14 protein-coding genes, 1 tRNA gene, 1 other RNA gene and 1 pseudogene are annotated in these 16,934 nt (G+C 67.7%); 7 read left to right on the plus strand and 10 right to left on the minus strand.

Going from position 1 to position 16,934, the window contains the following annotated elements:
* Positions 1 to 20: 20 nt before the first annotated feature.
* Positions 21 to 1,787, plus strand: coding sequence for a CHAD domain-containing protein (locus VVS03_RS02455; protein WP_368533836.1), 1,767 nt, complete (start codon positions 21 to 23; stop codon positions 1,785 to 1,787).
* A 1-nt stretch (position 1,788) separates the two neighbouring features.
* Here the strand turns inward: VVS03_RS02455 and VVS03_RS02460 are convergent, their stop codons facing one another.
* Positions 1,789 to 2,001 carry a hypothetical protein gene (locus VVS03_RS02460; RefSeq protein WP_368518980.1) on the minus strand — a complete coding sequence of 71 codons (213 nt, stop codon included), beginning with the start codon at positions 1,999 to 2,001 and terminating at the stop codon, positions 1,789 to 1,791.
* Positions 2,002 to 2,197: 196 nt separating this feature from the next.
* On the opposite strand from VVS03_RS02460, the gene VVS03_RS02465 reads away from it, so the two are divergent.
* Entirely contained in the window at positions 2,198 to 3,469 is a 1,272-nt protein-coding gene (locus VVS03_RS02465; RefSeq protein ID WP_368533835.1) for a galactokinase family protein, read from the plus strand.
* Positions 3,470 to 3,491: 22 nt separating this feature from the next.
* Here VVS03_RS02465 and VVS03_RS02470 read toward each other — a convergent pair.
* The 5 genes and pseudogenes from VVS03_RS02470 to VVS03_RS02490 all read right to left on the minus strand — a co-directional run bounded on the left by VVS03_RS02470 (position 3,492) and on the right by VVS03_RS02490 (position 8,529).
* Positions 3,492 to 4,903 (minus strand): annotated as a pseudogene (locus tag VVS03_RS02470) (RNB domain-containing ribonuclease).
* Between the two features lie 73 nt (positions 4,904 to 4,976).
* Positions 4,977 to 5,394: RNase P RNA component class A (gene rnpB / locus VVS03_RS02475), an RNA gene on the minus strand.
* Positions 5,395 to 5,437: 43 nt separating this feature from the next.
* Positions 5,438 to 6,646, minus strand: coding sequence for a bifunctional RNase H/acid phosphatase (locus VVS03_RS02480; RefSeq protein WP_368533834.1), 1,209 nt, complete (start codon positions 6,644 to 6,646; stop codon positions 5,438 to 5,440).
* Between the two features lie 12 nt (positions 6,647 to 6,658).
* The gene (locus VVS03_RS02485; protein WP_368518977.1) at positions 6,659 to 7,378 is read right to left on the minus strand and encodes a zinc ribbon domain-containing protein; all 720 of its coding nucleotides are present in this window, start codon (positions 7,376 to 7,378) and stop codon (positions 6,659 to 6,661) included.
* Between the two features lie 5 nt (positions 7,379 to 7,383).
* Complete coding sequence (locus tag VVS03_RS02490) at positions 7,384 to 8,529, minus strand: Nif3-like dinuclear metal center hexameric protein (protein ID WP_368518976.1); 1,146 nt, start codon at positions 8,527 to 8,529, stop codon at positions 7,384 to 7,386.
* Between the two features lie 111 nt (positions 8,530 to 8,640).
* On the opposite strand from VVS03_RS02490, the gene VVS03_RS02495 reads away from it, so the two are divergent.
* Together VVS03_RS02495 and VVS03_RS02500 are read left to right on the plus strand one after the other, a co-directional pair.
* The gene (locus VVS03_RS02495; protein ID WP_368533833.1) at positions 8,641 to 9,135 is read left to right on the plus strand and encodes a low molecular weight protein-tyrosine-phosphatase; all 495 of its coding nucleotides are present in this window, start codon (positions 8,641 to 8,643) and stop codon (positions 9,133 to 9,135) included.
* Between the two features lie 53 nt (positions 9,136 to 9,188).
* Positions 9,189 to 10,166: an SURF1 family protein gene (locus VVS03_RS02500; RefSeq protein WP_368534054.1), complete on the plus strand. Its 978-nt coding sequence runs from the start codon at positions 9,189 to 9,191 to the stop codon at positions 10,164 to 10,166.
* Between the two features lie 68 nt (positions 10,167 to 10,234).
* Here the strand turns inward: VVS03_RS02500 and VVS03_RS02505 are convergent.
* A tRNA-Val gene (locus VVS03_RS02505) sits at positions 10,235 to 10,307 on the minus strand.
* 81 nt (positions 10,308 to 10,388) lie between these two features.
* Positions 10,389 to 10,817, minus strand: coding sequence for a DUF3052 domain-containing protein (locus VVS03_RS02510; RefSeq protein ID WP_409338167.1), 429 nt, complete (start codon positions 10,815 to 10,817; stop codon positions 10,389 to 10,391).
* A gap of 291 nt (positions 10,818 to 11,108) precedes the next feature.
* Here VVS03_RS02510 and aceE point away from each other — a divergent pair, with 291 nt between their 5' ends.
* On the plus strand, positions 11,109 to 13,856 hold the full coding sequence (gene aceE / locus VVS03_RS02515; RefSeq protein WP_368534570.1) for a pyruvate dehydrogenase (acetyl-transferring), homodimeric type: 2,748 nt from the start codon (positions 11,109 to 11,111) through the stop codon (positions 13,854 to 13,856).
* Between the two features lie 78 nt (positions 13,857 to 13,934).
* On the opposite strand, the gene VVS03_RS02520 is transcribed toward aceE, so the two are convergent.
* A complete protein-coding gene (locus VVS03_RS02520; RefSeq protein WP_368518973.1) occupies positions 13,935 to 14,948 on the minus strand; it encodes an alpha/beta fold hydrolase in 1,014 nt (337 codons plus the stop codon).
* Positions 14,949 to 15,002: 54 nt separating this feature from the next.
* On the opposite strand from VVS03_RS02520, the gene VVS03_RS02525 reads away from it, so the two are divergent.
* Complete coding sequence (locus VVS03_RS02525; RefSeq protein ID WP_368518972.1) at positions 15,003 to 15,305, plus strand: acyl carrier protein; 303 nt, start codon at positions 15,003 to 15,005, stop codon at positions 15,303 to 15,305.
* Positions 15,302 to 16,075 carry an HAD-IIA family hydrolase gene (locus VVS03_RS02530; RefSeq protein ID WP_368518971.1) on the plus strand — a complete coding sequence of 258 codons (774 nt, stop codon included), beginning with the start codon at positions 15,302 to 15,304 and terminating at the stop codon, positions 16,073 to 16,075. The genes VVS03_RS02525 and VVS03_RS02530 overlap by 4 nt, the downstream gene beginning before the upstream one ends.
* On the opposite strand, the gene VVS03_RS02535 is transcribed toward VVS03_RS02530, so the two are convergent.
* A complete protein-coding gene (locus VVS03_RS02535; protein ID WP_368518970.1) occupies positions 16,046 to 16,489 on the minus strand; it encodes a hypothetical protein in 444 nt (147 codons plus the stop codon). The genes VVS03_RS02530 and VVS03_RS02535 overlap by 30 nt on opposite strands.
* Between the last annotated feature and the right edge of the window lie 445 nt (positions 16,490 to 16,934).

A 16,934-nucleotide genomic window follows, 5' to 3' on the forward strand; every position in this document is an offset into this window, starting at 1 on the left:
TTTACAAGGAAAGGGCACCCATGGCAACCAGCAGTTTCCTCGAGATCGAGGCGAAGTTCGCAGTCGCGGAATCCACCCCCACCCCGGATCTGACGCGCCTGGACCACGTCGCCGGGTATGGGGAATCCACCGAACAGTCCCTATCCGCCATCTACTACGACACCGAGGACCTGCGGTTGACCCGCAACAAGATCACCCTGCGGCGCCGCACCGGCGGCAAGGACGACGGCTGGCACATCAAGCTGCCCGGCTCGACCGGCCGCACCGAGGTCCGCGCCGAGCTCGGTGAGCCCGTCGACGGCGAATACCGCGTCCCGGCAGAACTGCTCAGCCATGTCCGCGCCATCGTGCGCAACCACCCGGTCTCCCCCATCGCCCAGGTTGATAACAACCGGACCGAGACCCTGCTGCTGGGCGACGACGGCCGCCCGGTCGCCGAGTTCTGCGACGACCACGTCACCGCCTGGAGCTTCCTGCCCGGCGGCCAGCAGTCCACCTGGCGCGAATGGGAGCTGGAGCTGGCCGCAGAAACCGCCGGCACCGACCGCGGCAGCGAGATCATCCGCTCTGCTACTTCCCTGCTCATCGGCGCCGGGGCCCGGGTGTCCGCCTCCCCGTCGAAGCTGTCGTCCGCCCTCGGCCGCTCCAAGGACCAGGCCCCGCTTCCCCCGGCCCTGCGCACCCCGGACGTGGAGGAAGACTCCCCGGCGGCGGCCGTCGTCGAGGCCCTGCAGGCCAACCGCGACAAGCTGGTCGAATACGACCCGAAGGTCCGCGCCGACGAGTGGGATTCCGTCCACCAGATGCGCGTGGCCACCCGCGAGCTGCGCAGCCACCTGCAGACCTTCCACGGGATCGTGGCCGGCCCGGAGATCGAAAAGATCGAGGCCAACCTCAAGGAACTGGCCGCCATGCTGGGCGTTGCCCGCGACGCCGAGGTCGTCGAGGAACGCTGGCAGTCCCTGCTGGAGCAGGAAGACTCCGACACCCTGGACGACAACACCCGCCGGCACATCGCCCACGACATGGGCACCGCCTACCGCCGCGCCCACCGGCGCGTCATCGGCGCGCTCAACTCCGACCGCTACCTCGAGCTGCTCGATGACCTAGACCAGCTGCTGGCCCACCCGCCCGTCGTGGAAGCCCAGCCGGCAGAGACCGAGCCGCAGGCCGAAACCGCGTCGGAGACCGAGACCGAGGCAGCCCCGGCACCGGCAAGCACGACCGAGGCCCCGGCACCGGCCGACGGCGCGGAGACAGCGCCCGCAGCTGCCGCCGAGTCTGTGCCCGCCGAGGCAGAGACCGAAAAGCCGCAGCAGCCGGAACCGGCTGAGCCCGAGGACATGGAAACCGTCATGGCGCGGCACCTGGCCAAGGCCTACCGCAAGCTGGTCAAGCGCCACGAAAAGGCGATCATCAACTGGGATAATGACGAGCTCAGCCTGCACGAGCGCGAAGACTACTTCCACGACATGCGCAAGGCCGCCAAGAAGCTGCGCTACGCCGCTGAGGCCGCGGGCTCGGCGACCAAGCTCAAGACCAAGCGCCTGTACAAGGTCTGCAAGCAGATGCAGTCGGTACTGGGCGACTTCCAGGACTCGGTGACCTCCCGCGACAAGCTGCTAGAGCTCGCGCAAGCAGCCCGCAGCCGGGGTGAAGACACCTTCGGCTACGGGCTGCTGTACCAGCGCGAGCGCCAGATTGGTCTGGAGGCGCTGGAGGACTACTCCGAGTCCTTCGATCAGATTAAGTCGGCATTCAAGCCGCTGAAGAAGAAGCTGAAGTAGGTTACTTGTCCCACTGGGCGGGCTTGCCCCAGTCGTCTTCTACTTCCTCGGCTTCATCGGCCGCGGCGTTGCGCTCCGCCGCGGTCTTCAGCGCGTTGCGGGCCTCTTCCTCAGACGAGTACGGCCCCATCCGGTTGTCCCAGGAATCCTGCGGGCCCTGGGTAACCTCACCGGTGGACGGGTTGAAATACCATTGCGAATCCTGCTCGGCCATGGTCTAAGCCTCCTTGTTTGACGGGGTTTATTAAGCGATTTAGCGCGGGTTATCGCCCGCGGTATCCCACAGTACCCATCGGTTCTTGTCCGCGCCGCTAGAATGTTTCTGTTAGGACTTCTCGTGCGCCGGCGCCCAATCCCCATCGATGCGACGGCGAGCGAGTGCGACCGTGAATGAAGGAGTATCCCCCGCAATGCCATTTTGGCCCGCCCCGACCGACCACGTTGTCGATAAAGCCCGCGCCGCCCACCACCAACGCGTGGGCGTAGAAGCCGCCCACGTGGCCAGCGCGCCGGCAACCTGGTTGCTCATCGGTGAGCACGTTGACCACTACGGGGGCATCGTTGCCGCGGGGCTTTCCGATCTGCGCGCCGCGGCGGCCGTCAGCCCGCGCGAGGATTCGACCATCACCGTGACCTACCGCGTCGACGGGCCCGGCGAGCCCCAGGTGCGCGAGGAATCGACGACGCTCGACACCCTGTCCCAACTGGCCGCGGCACAGCAGCCCAGCGTCGACGAGTCCGGGCAGCCGGTCCCGCCGCCGTTCCCGACGGGGGGGCTGGCCGAGCGCTTCGGCGGCGTGGTTAGCACGATGGTCTCCCGGCAGTTGCTCTCCCGCGAGACCACCGGCGTGGACATCACCGTGGTCACGGACATCCCGACCTATTCCGGCCTGGGTGGGCTGGCGGCCGCCGATGTCGCCGTGGCCCTAGCCATGCTGGGCGGCAACGAGGATCCCCACGATGCCCCGCTGCGCGCCCGCCTGGCCGAGGTCTGCTCCCAGGCCGTCGATTCCTTCGCGGCCCTGCCGGCACTGCGCGCCCGCCACACGGCAGCCCTGCGCGGCAACGGCCGGCAGGTCTCCATCATCGACTACGCCGACGGTTCGGTGACCCAGGCCCCGCACCCGCTGGGCGACAAGCTGCACGCCTTCGTCGTCGCGGTCCCGGACTCGAGCCCGGATCCGCAGATCGGGGTGGATCTGCGCATCCGCCAGCGCTTCGTTGACAACGCCTGCCACGCCTTCGGCACGGACAGCCTGCGCCTGCTGCCGGACGCGTCCTCGCGCGTGCTGGACTGGCTGGATGCGGTCCACGAGGTGCACCCGGAACAGGACCACCCCGAGCACGCCGATGCCGCCAGCTGGCTCGGTTTCTACGTCGCCGAGACCGACCGCGCCCTGGGCATCGCGCGCTCGCTGCGGTCTCGCCGCGGCGCCGACTTGCTGCCGCTAATCCACCAGTCGCAGTCGGCCCTGGGCAGTATCTACCACCTGCCGGTGGCCGCCGAAGTCGCCGAGCTGGTCACGGCCCGCGGCGCGGTGGCAGCGCGGGCGGCCGCGGCCGGGGTGGCCAACTCGGTGATCGCCTACGTTTCCGCCGAGCGCGCGCAGAACTTCTCTCAGGATCTGGCCGACGACGGCCTGCTCGTCGTTCCGGTCAACCCCGGCGAACCCGCCGCCTAATCGGCCGTTTTAGTCGGCCGTTTTAGTCGGCCGGCCAGGCGAATTTCACCGCGCGCTCTGCCGGCTCCGCGGTAACCAGGGAAACCGAGGTTTCGCTGCCCACGGCGGGCGCGCCCACGCACTGCCCGATGACCGGCGGCTCGTTGACCAAGAGGCGGGCGGTCTCGCGCTCGGCGTTGCTGGAGAGCACCACCGCCGAAAAATTCGTGCCCACCCAGGGTTCCAGGACGGTGGCCTCGGTCAGCTGCAAGCAGGCCTTGTCCACCTGGGAGGCCAGCTGGGAACTGCGGCGCATCGATGCCACGGCCTCCTCCCCGTCCGCTTTCACCCACTCGGGGATCTCGGTGCCGGCGCAGATAGCCAGGCACACCTCCAGCCCGAAGCGATCGATGAGCCGGCGCAGGGGCGCGGTCACGTGCGCGTAATAGCCACCGATGCCCGCGTGGATCTGCCCCTCATCACGCCCCAGCAGGGCGTAGTCCGCCCCGCGCAGCAGCCGGAGAGCCTCGCGCATGACCGCCATCCCGCGCGGCGAGCTGGCGTCCCCCCGCGCAGAAACTCGGAGATGCTCTGCTCCCCCAGTTCGAAGCCTAGGGCGCGGGCCTCGGCGCGGAACTCCTCCTCGGCCTCGGGGCTGGCACCTGGCAAGGTGCGCAGGAAGCCCACGCCGTGGCTGTGCATGAGTTGGCCCGCGCACATGCCCGCCATCAGGGAGATCTCGGAGTTGTAGTCCATGACCTCGTGGCGCGGCTCGATCTCCAGCTCGAAGCGCCCCTCCGCGTCTTCCACCACCCGCTGCGAAGGGATGCGCAGGGAAATCGCCTCGCGCCGCAGTGCGGAGGCCTGCCGCAGCTGGCCGACCTCCGGCAGCAGGCGAATGGCGGAGTTCATCCGCCCGTGCACCAAGTCCTCGTGGACGCCGTCGTAGTCCAGCCGCGCCCGAGAGCGAACGAGGGCGCGCTCGACGAAAAAGTCCGTGACCTCCCCGTCAGTATCCAAGTCGAAGCTAAAAAGCACCGCCGGCCGGTCCACGCCTTCCAGCAGCGAGGCGCGATCCTCGGAGAGCACGGCCGGGTGCAGGCGGGCCGGCGCATCCGGCAGGTAGATGGTCTGCCCGCGGGCCATCGACTCGGCGTGCACGGCCGCGGGTGCTTCCTCGCCGGTCCCGCCCAGCCAGGCGCCGACGTCGGCGATGGCGTAGTAGACGCGGTAGCCTCCCGCGGTCCCGCTGGTGATGTAGACGGCCTGGTCCAGGTCCTTGGATCCCGGCGGGTCGATGGTGACGAGCGGCAGGTCGCGGGCGTCCCGGCGGCTGGCGGCGAACTGATCGACCGCCGCGCGGGCCTGGTCGTTGACGTGCTCGTCGAAGTCGCGCGAGACCTGGAATTCCGTGGCGACGTTACCAAAGTCCAGCGGCGTAGCATACAGCTTCATACCGCCTCATTGTTCCACAGGCGCCCCACTCTCGCGCGCTGGTGCGAGCAACGGGAGATTAAAAAGCATGGGGCGAATGAGCCGGCCTATGAGCCGGATTCTGTCCGCGCGGGGCGGTTGCCCGTCCCCGGCGTGGTAAACATCCATCTGGGTCGACCATTGCTGGCCGCCTCAAGCAGCTACCTTCAGGCTCGGGCGAGCAGCCCTCAAACACCTGATCGGGCCTGCCTAAAAAGGCAGGCCGTGATGCCTTGCTCCCGGTGGGGTTTACCCAGCCACCCCAGTCACCTGGGGTGCTGGTGCGCTCTTAACGCACCGTTTCACCCTTACCTGGATTGCTCCAGGCGGTCTACTTTCTGTTGCACTTGCCCGCGGGTTGCCCCGGGTTGCTGTTAGCAACCACCGTGCTCTGTGGAGTCCGGACTTTCCTCGGCGCCTGCCTGCCCCCACGCGTGGGGCGGTTCATTTGCCGCGTTTACCCGGCCGACTCATTCGCGCGCTTCAGTTTAGTCCGCGCGCGGGCGGGCGGGAAAATTAGCTGTGCTCCGCGCCCAGCCCGGCTAGGTGGCCGGCGTCGTTGACGCAGCGCACCAGCGCGCCGTCGTCCCAGAACTCCGCCTCGGACAGCGAGGCAAGGTCCAGGAAGAAACGCTCGAACAGGCTGGGCCCGCCGCCCAGGCCCTGCGCGACCAACGACTTGATCGGGTTGACGTGGCTGACCAGCACGATGGTCTTGCCCGCGTAACGCTTAACGAGTTTCTCCCGCGCCTGGCGCACCCGTCGGTGCAGCTGCTGGAGGGATTCCCCGCCCGGGGTGGCCACCGCGGTGTCTTTCAGCCACTTAGCGTGCAGCTGCGGGTCGCGCTCATGGGCCTCGCTGAAGGTCAGCTTCTCCCAGGCGCCGAAGTCGAGCTCGATGAGCCCGTCGTCGGTGTCCACGTCGAGGCCTAGGACCTCGCCGACGGCCCGCGCGGTTTCCTGGCACCGGCCCAGCGGGGAGGCCACCACGGCCGAGACCTGGCAGTCCTCGCCCGTACCGAAGCGGCTGGCCAGGGCCTGCGCGGCGGCCAGAGCCTGGCGGCGGCCCAGCTCGGTCAGCGGCGGGTTGGAGTGCCCGGAGTATTGCCGCAGCGCCGACATCTTGGTTTGCCCGTGGCGCAGCAGCACCAGGCGGGTGGTTTCCCCGCGCCCGCCCAGCCAGTCGCTGGGCGCCGGCCCGCCGTGCTCGGTCGTGCCCGCGGCGTCGTCATCCGTACTCGCATCGCCCTCGATGCCGCCCTTGATGCCGTCCTCGGCGCCGTCCCCGCTGCCGCCGACGATGCCGACCGCATGCCCCGCGGCCGCCGCGTCCATGGCGTCGTTGGACAGGGCGTCGGCGACCTTGTTCTTGGCGCGCGGGACCCAGGCCAGCTGGAAGTCCTCCAGGCCGGCCACCAGCTTGTGGGCCTGCATGGCCAGCTTCTGCATGTCGGGGTGCTTGATTTTCCAGCACCCGTTCATTTGCTCGACGACGAGCTTGGAGTCCATGTAGAACTCGATCTCGCTGGCGCCCAGCTCCTGGGCGGCCTCGAGCCCGCGCAGCAGGCCGTTGTACTCGGCGACGTTATTCGTGGACTGCGTGCCAACCACGTAGGCGATGGTGCGCAGCACCTCGCGCCCGTCGGCGGCGTAGACCACCGTGCCGGAGCCGGCCACCCCGGGGTTGCCGCGGGATCCGCCGTCGGCGTAGATGATTACCTTCATGCGCGCTTCCGCCTAGGACTGCCGGATGAGGTAGGTGCCGCACTCGGGGCACTGCGGGACCTCGTCGGCCGGCGCGTTGCGCACCGCGGACTGGTCCGCCGGCGGGAGCACGATGAAGCAGCCGCCGCAGGACTTCTGCGCCTTGAACTCGGCGGCGCCGACGTTGTTTTCGGCGCGCTGGTCGTCGAAGATCCGCAGCGCCTCGCCCGGCAGCTGACCGCGCAGCTGCTCGATTTCGACGCGCGGGTCCGGCTGGTTGGCGGTCGCGGCCTGGGCGGCCTCGGCGGCGCGGCGGGCGACCTCGAGCTTGCGGGCGGCCTCGTCGCGCTGCGCTCCCTGCGAGTCGCGGTTGTTGCGCAGGGCGTGGATCTCGTTGTGGGCTTCCTGCAGCTCGCTCATCAAGTCGGCGATGCGCGACTTCGCCGCGTAGCGGTCATGCTCCAGGTCGCGGCGCTTGTCCGGCTCCAGCTCGGCGGACAGCTGCTTGCGGTCGTCGCGCTCGCGGGCGCGCAGCTTGCGCTCGTCGGCCTGGATGCGCAGGATCTCATTTTCCATATCGTCCACGGCCATCTGGGCGGACCCGGCGGAATCCACCAGGCGGGCGTACTCGCGCTCGGCGGTGGCCAGCTCCTCCTGCTCCGGGCTCTGGCGCTCCTCGGCGCCAAAATCGACGGCGCGCTGCAGGTTGGCCAGCTTCAGCAGCACGGCCTGGCTTTCTGGTTGCAGCTTCATGTCCTTTATTCTCCTTCCGAATGTAGCGACACGGTCCACGGGTCGGTGCGAATTTTTAGGACTTCGCAGTCTAGCCCGGTCTTCTCGGCGACCAAGTCGCGGGCCTGGTAAGTCCAAGGGAACTCGCTGGCCCAGTGCGCGGTGTCGATGACCGCGGGGCCGCCGGCGCGCAGGTGCTCGTCGACGGGGTGGTGCCGCAGATCCGAGGTCACGTAAACGTCGACGCCTAGTTTAGCCGCCTGGTCTAGGAAGCTATCGCCGGCACCGGAGCTCACGGCCACGGTCTGGACGAGCTGGTCCGGATCCCCGGCCGCGCGCACGCCCCAGACGGTCTCCGGCAGGGCGTTGGCCACCTGCTGGGTAAACTCCCGCAGCGTCATCGGCTCCGGCAGGCGGCCGACCCGCCCCAGGCCGCAGGCCTGTTCCAGGTCCGCCGGTTTGGCGGACTCGACGACGTCGAAGGCCGGGACCTCGTAGGGGTGGGCATCGATAAGCGCGGCCTGGATGGCGCGGCGCCGGGACGAAGGCGCGACGAACTCGACGCGGGTTTCGGCCCCGCGGTGGAGGGTGCCGACCTCGCCTTCGGTGGGGTTGGCCCCCGGCAGGGGCTCGAACTGGCCGGTGCCGGCGATGTCGAAAGAGCAGGCGCGGTAGTTGCCAATCTGGCCCGCCCCGGCGGCAAAGAGGGCCTCCTTGACGCGGTCGGCATCGCCGGCCGGCACGTGCACGCCCCACTTGTCCATGACGTCTGGGTCCTTGACCACGATGGGCCGGCCGGGTTCAATGCCGACCAGTTCGGCCAGCTTGTCGTTGACGCCGGGGCGGGCGGAGTCGGCGTTGGTGTGGGCGGCATACAGGGCCACGCCCCCGCTGAGCAGGGTGTGGACGACCTTGCCCTTCGGCGTGTTCGCGGCCACCGAGGTCACCCCGCGCAGCAGCAGCGGGTGGTGGACGACGAGCAGCTGCGCGCCGGCATCGACAGCCGCCTGGGCAACCTCGAGCGTGCAATCCAGCGCGAAGGCCACCTTGCTCACCGGCGCGTCCGGGTCGCCGCAGACTAGCCCGACGGCATCCCATTTTTCCGCCAGCGCCGGCGGGTAGGCCGAATCCAGGTGGTGGCAGACTTCTCCCACGGTGGCCGTAGTGGTCATACTTTTTATGCTCCTTTAGCGTTGGCAGGTCCTAACGGTATATCCTAACTGCGTTCTACGGTTGTGTAAGCAGCCCCCGCAAATCGAGCTAAAGGTGAGAATTCCCCGCTGATGGTTGTTTCTGAGACTGATCCCCGCCTCCACATCGTCTTCGTCTGCACGGGCAATATCTGCCGCTCCCCCATGGCCGAGGTCATCATCCACGACTCCGTGGAGTCCGCCGGGCTTGACGATGCCGCCCGCATCACCTCCTGCGGCCTCGGCGGCTGGCACGTCGGCCAGGGCGCCGACAAGCGCGCCATCGCCGAGCTGCGCCGCGGCGGCTACGACGGCAGCTCCCACCGCGCCAGCCAGCTCTCCGCCGAGGACCTGGACGCCGACCTCATCGTCGCCCTGGATACCGGGCACCGAGAGACCCTGCGTCAGCAGGCGCCGGACCCGGACAAGGTCGTGCTGCTGCGCGATTTCGACCCGGAGTCCGCCCCGGATTCCTCGGTGGCCGATCCCTTCTACGGCGACGAGGAGGATTTCGCCCGCACCCGCCAGGCCATCGAGGCCGCCGCCGCCGGGCTCATGGCTTGGATTCGCGACCATGCCCGTGACTAGACTGGGTATCTGTGGGTACTCGGACTAAGCAGACTGCACTGGACAGCGAGCCGGTGCGCGCGCGGCAGCAGACGTCGTGGTGGAAGACTTTCCTCAAGCCCAGCTGGGTTTTCCTGCTGCTGTTCGTGATCGTGTTTTCCTACCTGGCCTTCACGGTGCTAGCACCCTGGCAGCTGGGCAAGGACGACGACATCGTCGAGCGCAACGAGCACATCACCGCCGCCTACGAGAAGGACCCCGTCCCCGCCGACGAGATCCTGGACGAAAACGGCGCCATCGCCGGCGGCGAGGAATGGTCGCGCGTTATCCTGCGCGGGCGCTACATACCCGACGACGAGGTGCTGGTGCGCCTGCGGCCGGTAGCCTCCGGGCCTTCCTACCAGTCCCTGGTCCCCTTCCGCACCGACGGCGGCCAGACCATCTTGGTCAACCGCGGCTGGGTCCCGGCCGGTGAGGCCAACGCCGTGCCCGAGATCGCCCCCGCCCCTAGCGGCCCGCAGGAGGTCGTGGGCATGGTCCGCCAGCACGAGGCCGAGCATTCCTCCGCCCCCGTCGAGCGCGACGGCTACCCCCAGGTCCATTCCATCAACCCGCCCCAGGTCGGCGAGCTTATCGATGCCGACCTCGGCGCCGACTACGTCCAACTGACCGAAGATCAGCCGGGCGTGCTCAACCCCATCCCGATCCCGCAGATGGACCGCGGCAACCACCTGTCCTACGGCTTCCAGTGGATTGCCTTCGGCATCATGGCCCCGCTGGGCCTGGGCTATTTCGTCTGGGCCGAAATCCGCGAGCGGCGCCGCGTCCGCGACGAGGAGGCCGAGATGGCCCAGCTCGACGCCGCCGAGGAACACGCTGCCCCCGCCGCCGGCTCGGCCACTGGGGCGGCCGCAGCTGCCGAGCCGGAGACCGCGGATTCGAAGGCCGAGGCCGCTGCCGAAGCCCACGAGCGCCGCATGCGCGCCCGCTACGGCGACTCCAAGCCGGACTTCTACTCGAAGTTCGCGAAGCGGAACAAGGAACGCTTCTAGCGCGGTTCCGGCACCGCCCCACAGACGCGAACAACGCCCTCCCGGGTTCGGGAGGGCGTTGTTTTCTGTGCGGCCTACAGGGCTCGAACCTGTGACCTATTGGGTGTAAACCAATTGCTCTTCCAGCTGAGCTAAAGCCGCAATGCGCGAAAAGCGCTTTACAAAGACTAGCCCGCCGCCGCGAGCTAGCGCAAATTGACCCCGCCAGCTGGCGGGGCGGCCTTATTTCTTGGTGTAGCCGCGGCCGACCAGGCAGCTGCCCTGCCAGTCACCCAGGCGCTCGGCCTTGGTCTGGACCAAGCCGGCCTGCTGGGCGGACTCGGAGATTTCGCCTGGGGCGACGGTGCCCGGCTTGCCGGCGCCCGGGGTCAGCAGCCAGATGACCCCACCCTCGCCCAGCGGGCGCAGCGAGTCCACCAGGCCGTCGACCAGGTCCCCGTCGCCGTCGCGCCACCACAGCACGACGGCGTCACACAGTTCGTCATTTTCTTCTTCGAGGAAGTCTTCCCCGATGACGTCTTCGACGGATTCCGAGATTGCCGGATCGCAATCCTCGTCCCATCCGAGCTCTAGGGCAACCATGCCTTTGTCGATGCCCAGCATCTTCGCGTAGTCAGCATGGTCGTTGGTTACGCCCGCAGCGTCCGCCACTGAAATTGTCCTCCTGTGTGTGTAGGGTCCTGGCGCTTCACCAGGCTGTGTCAGGTAGCACTCTACCGCTTAATACTGCAGTTTTCTCACTGTCGCCCTAATTGTGCCCTAGTTGCGGCTTCCCACTCTTCCCAGCGCGGAACTTAACAGGCTTCACAGTTTCGCCATTCCCACTGCACAGCGCGGCAAATATTTGGTGCGGCGGGATTTGCAACGGCCCGGCCCGCGCGCGCGGAGATAAAGCGCGTATTCTGGACGGCAAAGTGCTTAATTTACTTCAGGAGGCTTTTAATGGCTGAAAAGGACGCCCTGCAGGGGGACTCCAACTTCCCGCTGATTCGCGACGGCGTCGCGTCTTACCTGCACGATAAGGACCCGGAAGAAACCCGCGAGTGGATGCAGTCCCTCGACGGCCTGCTGGACTCTTCCGATCCGGAACGCGCCCGCTACCTCATGCTCCGCCTGTTGGAGCGCGCCACCGCTAAGTGCGTGCAGCTGCCCGCGCTGACCTCGACGGACTTCGTCAACACCATCCCGACCTCGCTGGAGCCGGAGTTCCCGGGCGACGAGGAGCTGGAGAAGCGCTACCGCCGCTGGATCCGCTGGAACGCCGCCATCATGGTGCACCGCGCGCAGCGCCCGGGCATCGGCGTGGGCGGCCACATCTCCACCTACGCTGGCGCGGCCCCGCTCTACGAGGTCGGCCTGAACCACTTCTTCAAGGGCAAGGATGATCCGTCCGGCGGCGACCAGATCTTCTTCCAAGGCCACGCATCGCCGGGCATGTACGCCCGCGCCTACCTGGAAGGCCGCCTGTCCGAGGAGGACCTGGACGGCTTCCGCCAGGAGGTCTCCCGCCGCAAGGGCGAGGGCCTGCCTTCCTACCCGCACCCGCGCCTGATGCCCTGGTTCTGGGAGTTCCCGACCGTGTCCATGGGTCTGGGCCCGGCCAACGCCATCTACCAGGCTCGCTTCAACAAGTACCTGGAGCAGCGCGGCATCAAGGACACCTCCAAGCAGCACGTCTGGGCCTTCCTGGGCGACGGCGAGATGGACGAGCCCGAGTCCCGCGGCCTGCTGCAGATGGCCTCGCTCTACGAGCTGGACAACCTGACCTTCGTGGTCAACTGCAACCTGCAGCGCCTGGACGGCCCGGTCCGCGGCAACACCCAGATCATCCAGGAGCTGGAGTCCTTCTTCCGCGGCGCCGGCTGGTCCGTCATCAAGGTCATCTGGGGCCGCGGCTGGGACAAGCTGCTCGAGGCCGACAAGGATGGCGCCCTGGTCAACGTCATGAACACCACCTCCGACGGCGACTACCAGACCTTCAAGGCTAACGATGGCGCCTACGTCCGCGAGCACTTCTTCGGCCGCGACGAGCGCACCCTGAAGCTGGTCGAGGATCTCTCCGACGACGAGATCTGGTCCCTGCGCCGCGGCGGCCACGACTACCGCAAGATCTACGCCGCCTACGCGCAGGCGCTGGACAACCACGGCACCGGCAAGCCGACCGTCATCCTGGCCCACACCATTAAGGGCTACGGCCTGGGCCACAACTTCGAAGGCCGCAACGCCACCCACCAGATGAAGAAGCTGACGCTGGAGGATCTGAAGCTCTTCCGCGACAAGCAGGACATCCCGATCTCCGACGAGGAGCTGGAAAAGGATCCGTACCTGCCGCCGTACTTCCACCCGGGCAACGACGCCCCGGAGGTCAAATACATGCTGGAGCGCCGCAAGGAGCTCGGTGGCTTCCTGCCGGAGCGCCGCGTGGACTACACCCCGCTGAAGGTGCCGGAGCTGTCCAAGCTGCGGTCCGTGATGAAGGGCTCCGGCAAGCAGGAGGTGGCCACCACCATGGCGCTGGTGCGTACCTTCAAGGAGCTCATGCGCGACAAGGAGCTGGGCAAGCGCGTCGTGCCGATCATCCCGGACGAGGCCCGCACCTTCGGCATGGACTCCTGGTTCCCGACGCTGAAGATCTGGAACCCGCGCGGCCAGAACTACGTGCCGGTGGACCACGACCTGATGCTGTCCTACCGCGAGGCCACCGACGGCCAGATCCTGCACGAGGGCATCTCCGAGGCCGGCGCGTCCGCCAGCTTCACCGCGGCGGCGACCTCGTACGCCACCCAGGGTGAGCCGATGATCCCGCTGTACATCTTCTACTCGATGTTCGGCTTCCAGCGCACTGGCGACGCCTTCTGGGCCGTCGCCGACCAGATGGGCCGAGGCTTCCTCATCGGTGCGACCGCCGGCCGCACCACCCTGACTGGTGAGGGCCTGCAGCACATGGACGGCCACTCCCCGATCCTGGCCTCGACCAACCCGGCCATCATCTCCTACGATCCGGCGTTCAGCTTCGAGGTGGCCCACCTGGTCCACCGCGGCATCGAGCGCATGTACGGCGAGGGCGAGGGCGAAAACGTCATCTACTACCTCACCGTCTACAACGAGCCGGTCCACCAGCCGGCCGCTCCGGAGGACCTGGACGTCGAGGGCCTGCACGGCGGTATCTACCACTACAACACCGCCGAGGACGGCTCCCTGCCGGCCAACATCCTGGCTTCCGGCGTGGGCGTGCACGAGGCGCTGCGCGCCCAGGAGATCCTGGCCCGCGACTACGACGTCAAGGCCAAGCTGTTCTCCGTGACCTCCTGGTCCGAGCTGGCTCGCGATGGCGCCCGCCGCAACCAGGAGGCCCTGCGCACCGGCAGCGAGCCGACCGAGGCTTTCGCCACCAAGCAGCTCAAGGACCACGAGGGCCCGTTCGTCGGCGTGTCCGACTTCGCCACGGACCTGCAGGAGCAGATTCGCCCCTACGTGCCGGGCACCTACATCGTGCTGGGCGCGGACGGCTTCGGTTTCTCCGATACCCGCGAGGCCGCACGCCGCTACTTCAACACCGACGCCGAGTCCATCGTCGTCGCTGTCCTGGAGGGCCTGGCCCGCGACGGCAAGGTTGACCGCGACGTGGTGAAGAAGGCCGCCAGCGACCTCAAGCTGGACGACCCGACTAGCACCACCCCGAGCGAGTAAACCGCCAACAAAGCCCCACTTCCTAGCGCCTCAACGCGCTGCAGGAGGTGGGGCTTCGTGCTGCCTAAAGGTAAAAGGCTAGCAGTCGCTATGGGCGTCGAGGAGGCGGCCTAAGCACTCGGCGACCTTCTCCGGCTCTTCCAGGATGACCATGTGCCCGGACTCGTCCACGACCTCGAGGTCGGCCTGCGGCCAGTGGTTCAGGATGACCTCGGACTGGCTGCGCGGGGTCACGATGTCCAGCTCGCCGACGACGACGGTGCCCGGCAGGCCGGACAGCCGCTGCTGCGCGGCGAATTCGCGGTGCTCCAGCAGGTCGTCGAAGAAGCCGACGAAGGAATCCAGCGGGGTATCCAACAGCATCGCGGCGTGGAATTGGATGCGCTCCATCCGCGGGAATCCCGCCGCCAGCAGCGCCAGCACGGGCGCGGCGAACTGGGCGACCTCGTAGCGCATGATGTTCATCTTCTCCGGCAGGCGGTTGCAGGCCTTGTACAGCCCGTGCATCAGCGCCGAGTTCAGCACCAGGGCCACCCCGCGCGCGGAGAAGCGGCGCATGGAGGTCGAGACCAGCAATGCGCTATCGATGCGCCCGTAGGTCTTCTCGTCGCAGCGCCGGATCAGGTTGAGCGCGACCATCCCGCCCAGGGAGTGCCCGACGATGACCAGCCGGCCCTGCGGGGCGCGCTCGCGCACGACGGCGAGCACGTCGTCGGCCGCCGAGCTAATCGAGCAGTCCTCGCTGGGCACCGTGGCGGACTGGCCGTGCCCGCGCAGGTCGACCAGGAGGCTTTTGACCCGCGGGTAGTGCTCGCGCAGGTAGTCGACCTGCTCGTAGAAGCTCTCGGCGGCCAGGGTGTAGCCGTGGATGAAGACGACGGTGACGTCGGCATCGTCAGCGCCTGCCTCATACCAGGCGATATCGATGCCGTTGCCCGTGCTGGTCCCCTCCGCTAGCAGGTGGGTAAGCCCCGGCGCCGTGCGGTGATCGTGCAGTTGCTCGTAGGCTTTGCGCAGCTGCCGGCGGCCGGACGGCAGGAACCGCTTGCCCCAACTGCGAGCGATGATCTCGGCCTGGTATCTCCTTCTCATGTCGACTAAATATCCTATCCGAACCGCCGCGTTTAACCTACTAGACTAGGTCCCATGGCCAACGATCTCACCGCGCAACTTCAGGCGCACTTTTCCTCCGGCCCGGCCGAGGAGTCTTCTTCCCCGGCGGGCGACACCTACGGCGAGCTGTGCCAGCTCATCGAATCAGTCACGGGGGTGGATGCCGACGACATCGAGCGCGATAAGCCGCTGACGGACGTCGACCTGCGCTCGCTGACGATGATCGAGCTGACCGTCAAGGCCGAAGAAAAATTCAAGGTCCGACTCGACGAAGAGACCGTGCTGGGCTTTTCGACCGTCGGCGATTTCGTGAACTATGTGGAGCAACACCGATGATTTCTTACCTGTCTGACATGGACGGCGTGCTCATCCGCGAAGGCGAGATGGTCCCTGGCGCCGACCGCTTTCTGCAGGCCCTCTACGACAACGGCATCGAGTTCATGGTGCTGACGAACAACTCGATGTCCACGCCGCGGGACCTGTCCGCGCGGCTGGCGAATACGGGCCTGCGCATCCCGCCGGAGCGCATCTGGACCTCGGCGACCGCGACCGCGACCTTCCTGTCCACGCAGGTCAAGGACGGCACCGCTTATGTCATCGGCGAGTCCGGGCTGACCACCGCCCTGCACGAGGCCGGCTGGATCCTCACCGACGCGGACCCCGAGTTCGTCGTGCTGGGCGAGACCCGCACCTATTCCTTCGAGGCAATCACCACCGCCATCAACCTGATCCGGGGCGGCTCGCGGTTTATCGCCACCAACCCGGACGTGACCGGGCCCGCCCCGCAGGGCGTGCTGCCGGCGACGGGCTCGGTCGCCGCGCTGATCACGACGGCCACGGGCCGCGAGCCCTACTACGTCGGCAAGCCAAACCCGGTGATGATGCGCTCGGCGCTCAACCACATCGGCGCCCACTCGGAAGACACCGTCATGGTAGGCGATCGCATGGATACCGACGTCAAGGCCGGCATCGAGGCGGGCCTGCGCACCGTGTTGGTGCGTTCCGGCATTACTGACGATGCCGAAATCACCCGCTATCCCTTCCGCCCCACCGCGGTCAAGGACTCGGTCGCCGACCTAGCCGGAAACGTCCTCGAACCCTTCTAGCTGCGCGCTAAAGCCGTGAGCGCGCGCCAGCTGGCTCATCTCCGCGGCGAAGGCCACCAGCTCCGCGCGGGTGCCAGTCAGCACCTGCCGGCAGCCGACCCCGCAGGGCGTGCCAGTGGCTCGGCCGGCGGCCAGCGCGACGATATTGTCGCCGGGGTAGTCCTTGTGCCAGCGGGTGCACCACTGGGCGGTCAAGGGGTCGTCGCCGGGCACGACGAATTCGGACTCGGACTCGATGACGCGCGCCATCAGGTCCTCGACCACGGGCCGCAGGCGCACGGGCATGCCCGAAATCCGCAGGACCGTAGTCAACGTCGCGGCCGTTCGCGGCGCGACCCCGATGGGGCCGGCCGGCCAAGTAGTGGCATCCGCCGAAGATGCGGCGATGCCGGTGGGTGTTACGCATGTACTCAAAGCCGAATCTCCTCCGCGGAGTAGCCCCGCCACCGACGCCCTCCCCGGCACGGATAGGCCGTGCCGCGCCCGCACCGCTGCGCTATGCCGGGTGCGAAAAGCTGCGCGCTGGCAGGTGGAAATCCCTCGCGGAATCCCTGCGGAATCTCCTACCGGAAATCCCCGCGGAACCACCTAGCGGAATTTCCCAGCGGAACCTCCTGCCAGAAACGCGCAACCGGGGCGTCGTTTAGTGGCGCAAGACGAGCATCGTCTTCCCCAACGAACTCGAATGCGTTACCTGACTTAGTCTCCCCTCACACCCGTCACATCAGCAACTCTAAACCACTACTTCAATCCCCCGTTTACTCAACCTCAAGTACAACTTGAACCCCACAGGTTGCGGGGGCTCCGGCACGGGGTCCCCGCCGCGGGAGCTCCGCCGCGGGGCTCGAGCTTCTGGGCT

Origin of the sequence: Corynebacterium sp. LK2537, assembly GCF_040946485.1 — a bacterium.
GTDB lineage: Bacteria > Actinomycetota > Actinomycetes > Mycobacteriales > Mycobacteriaceae > Corynebacterium.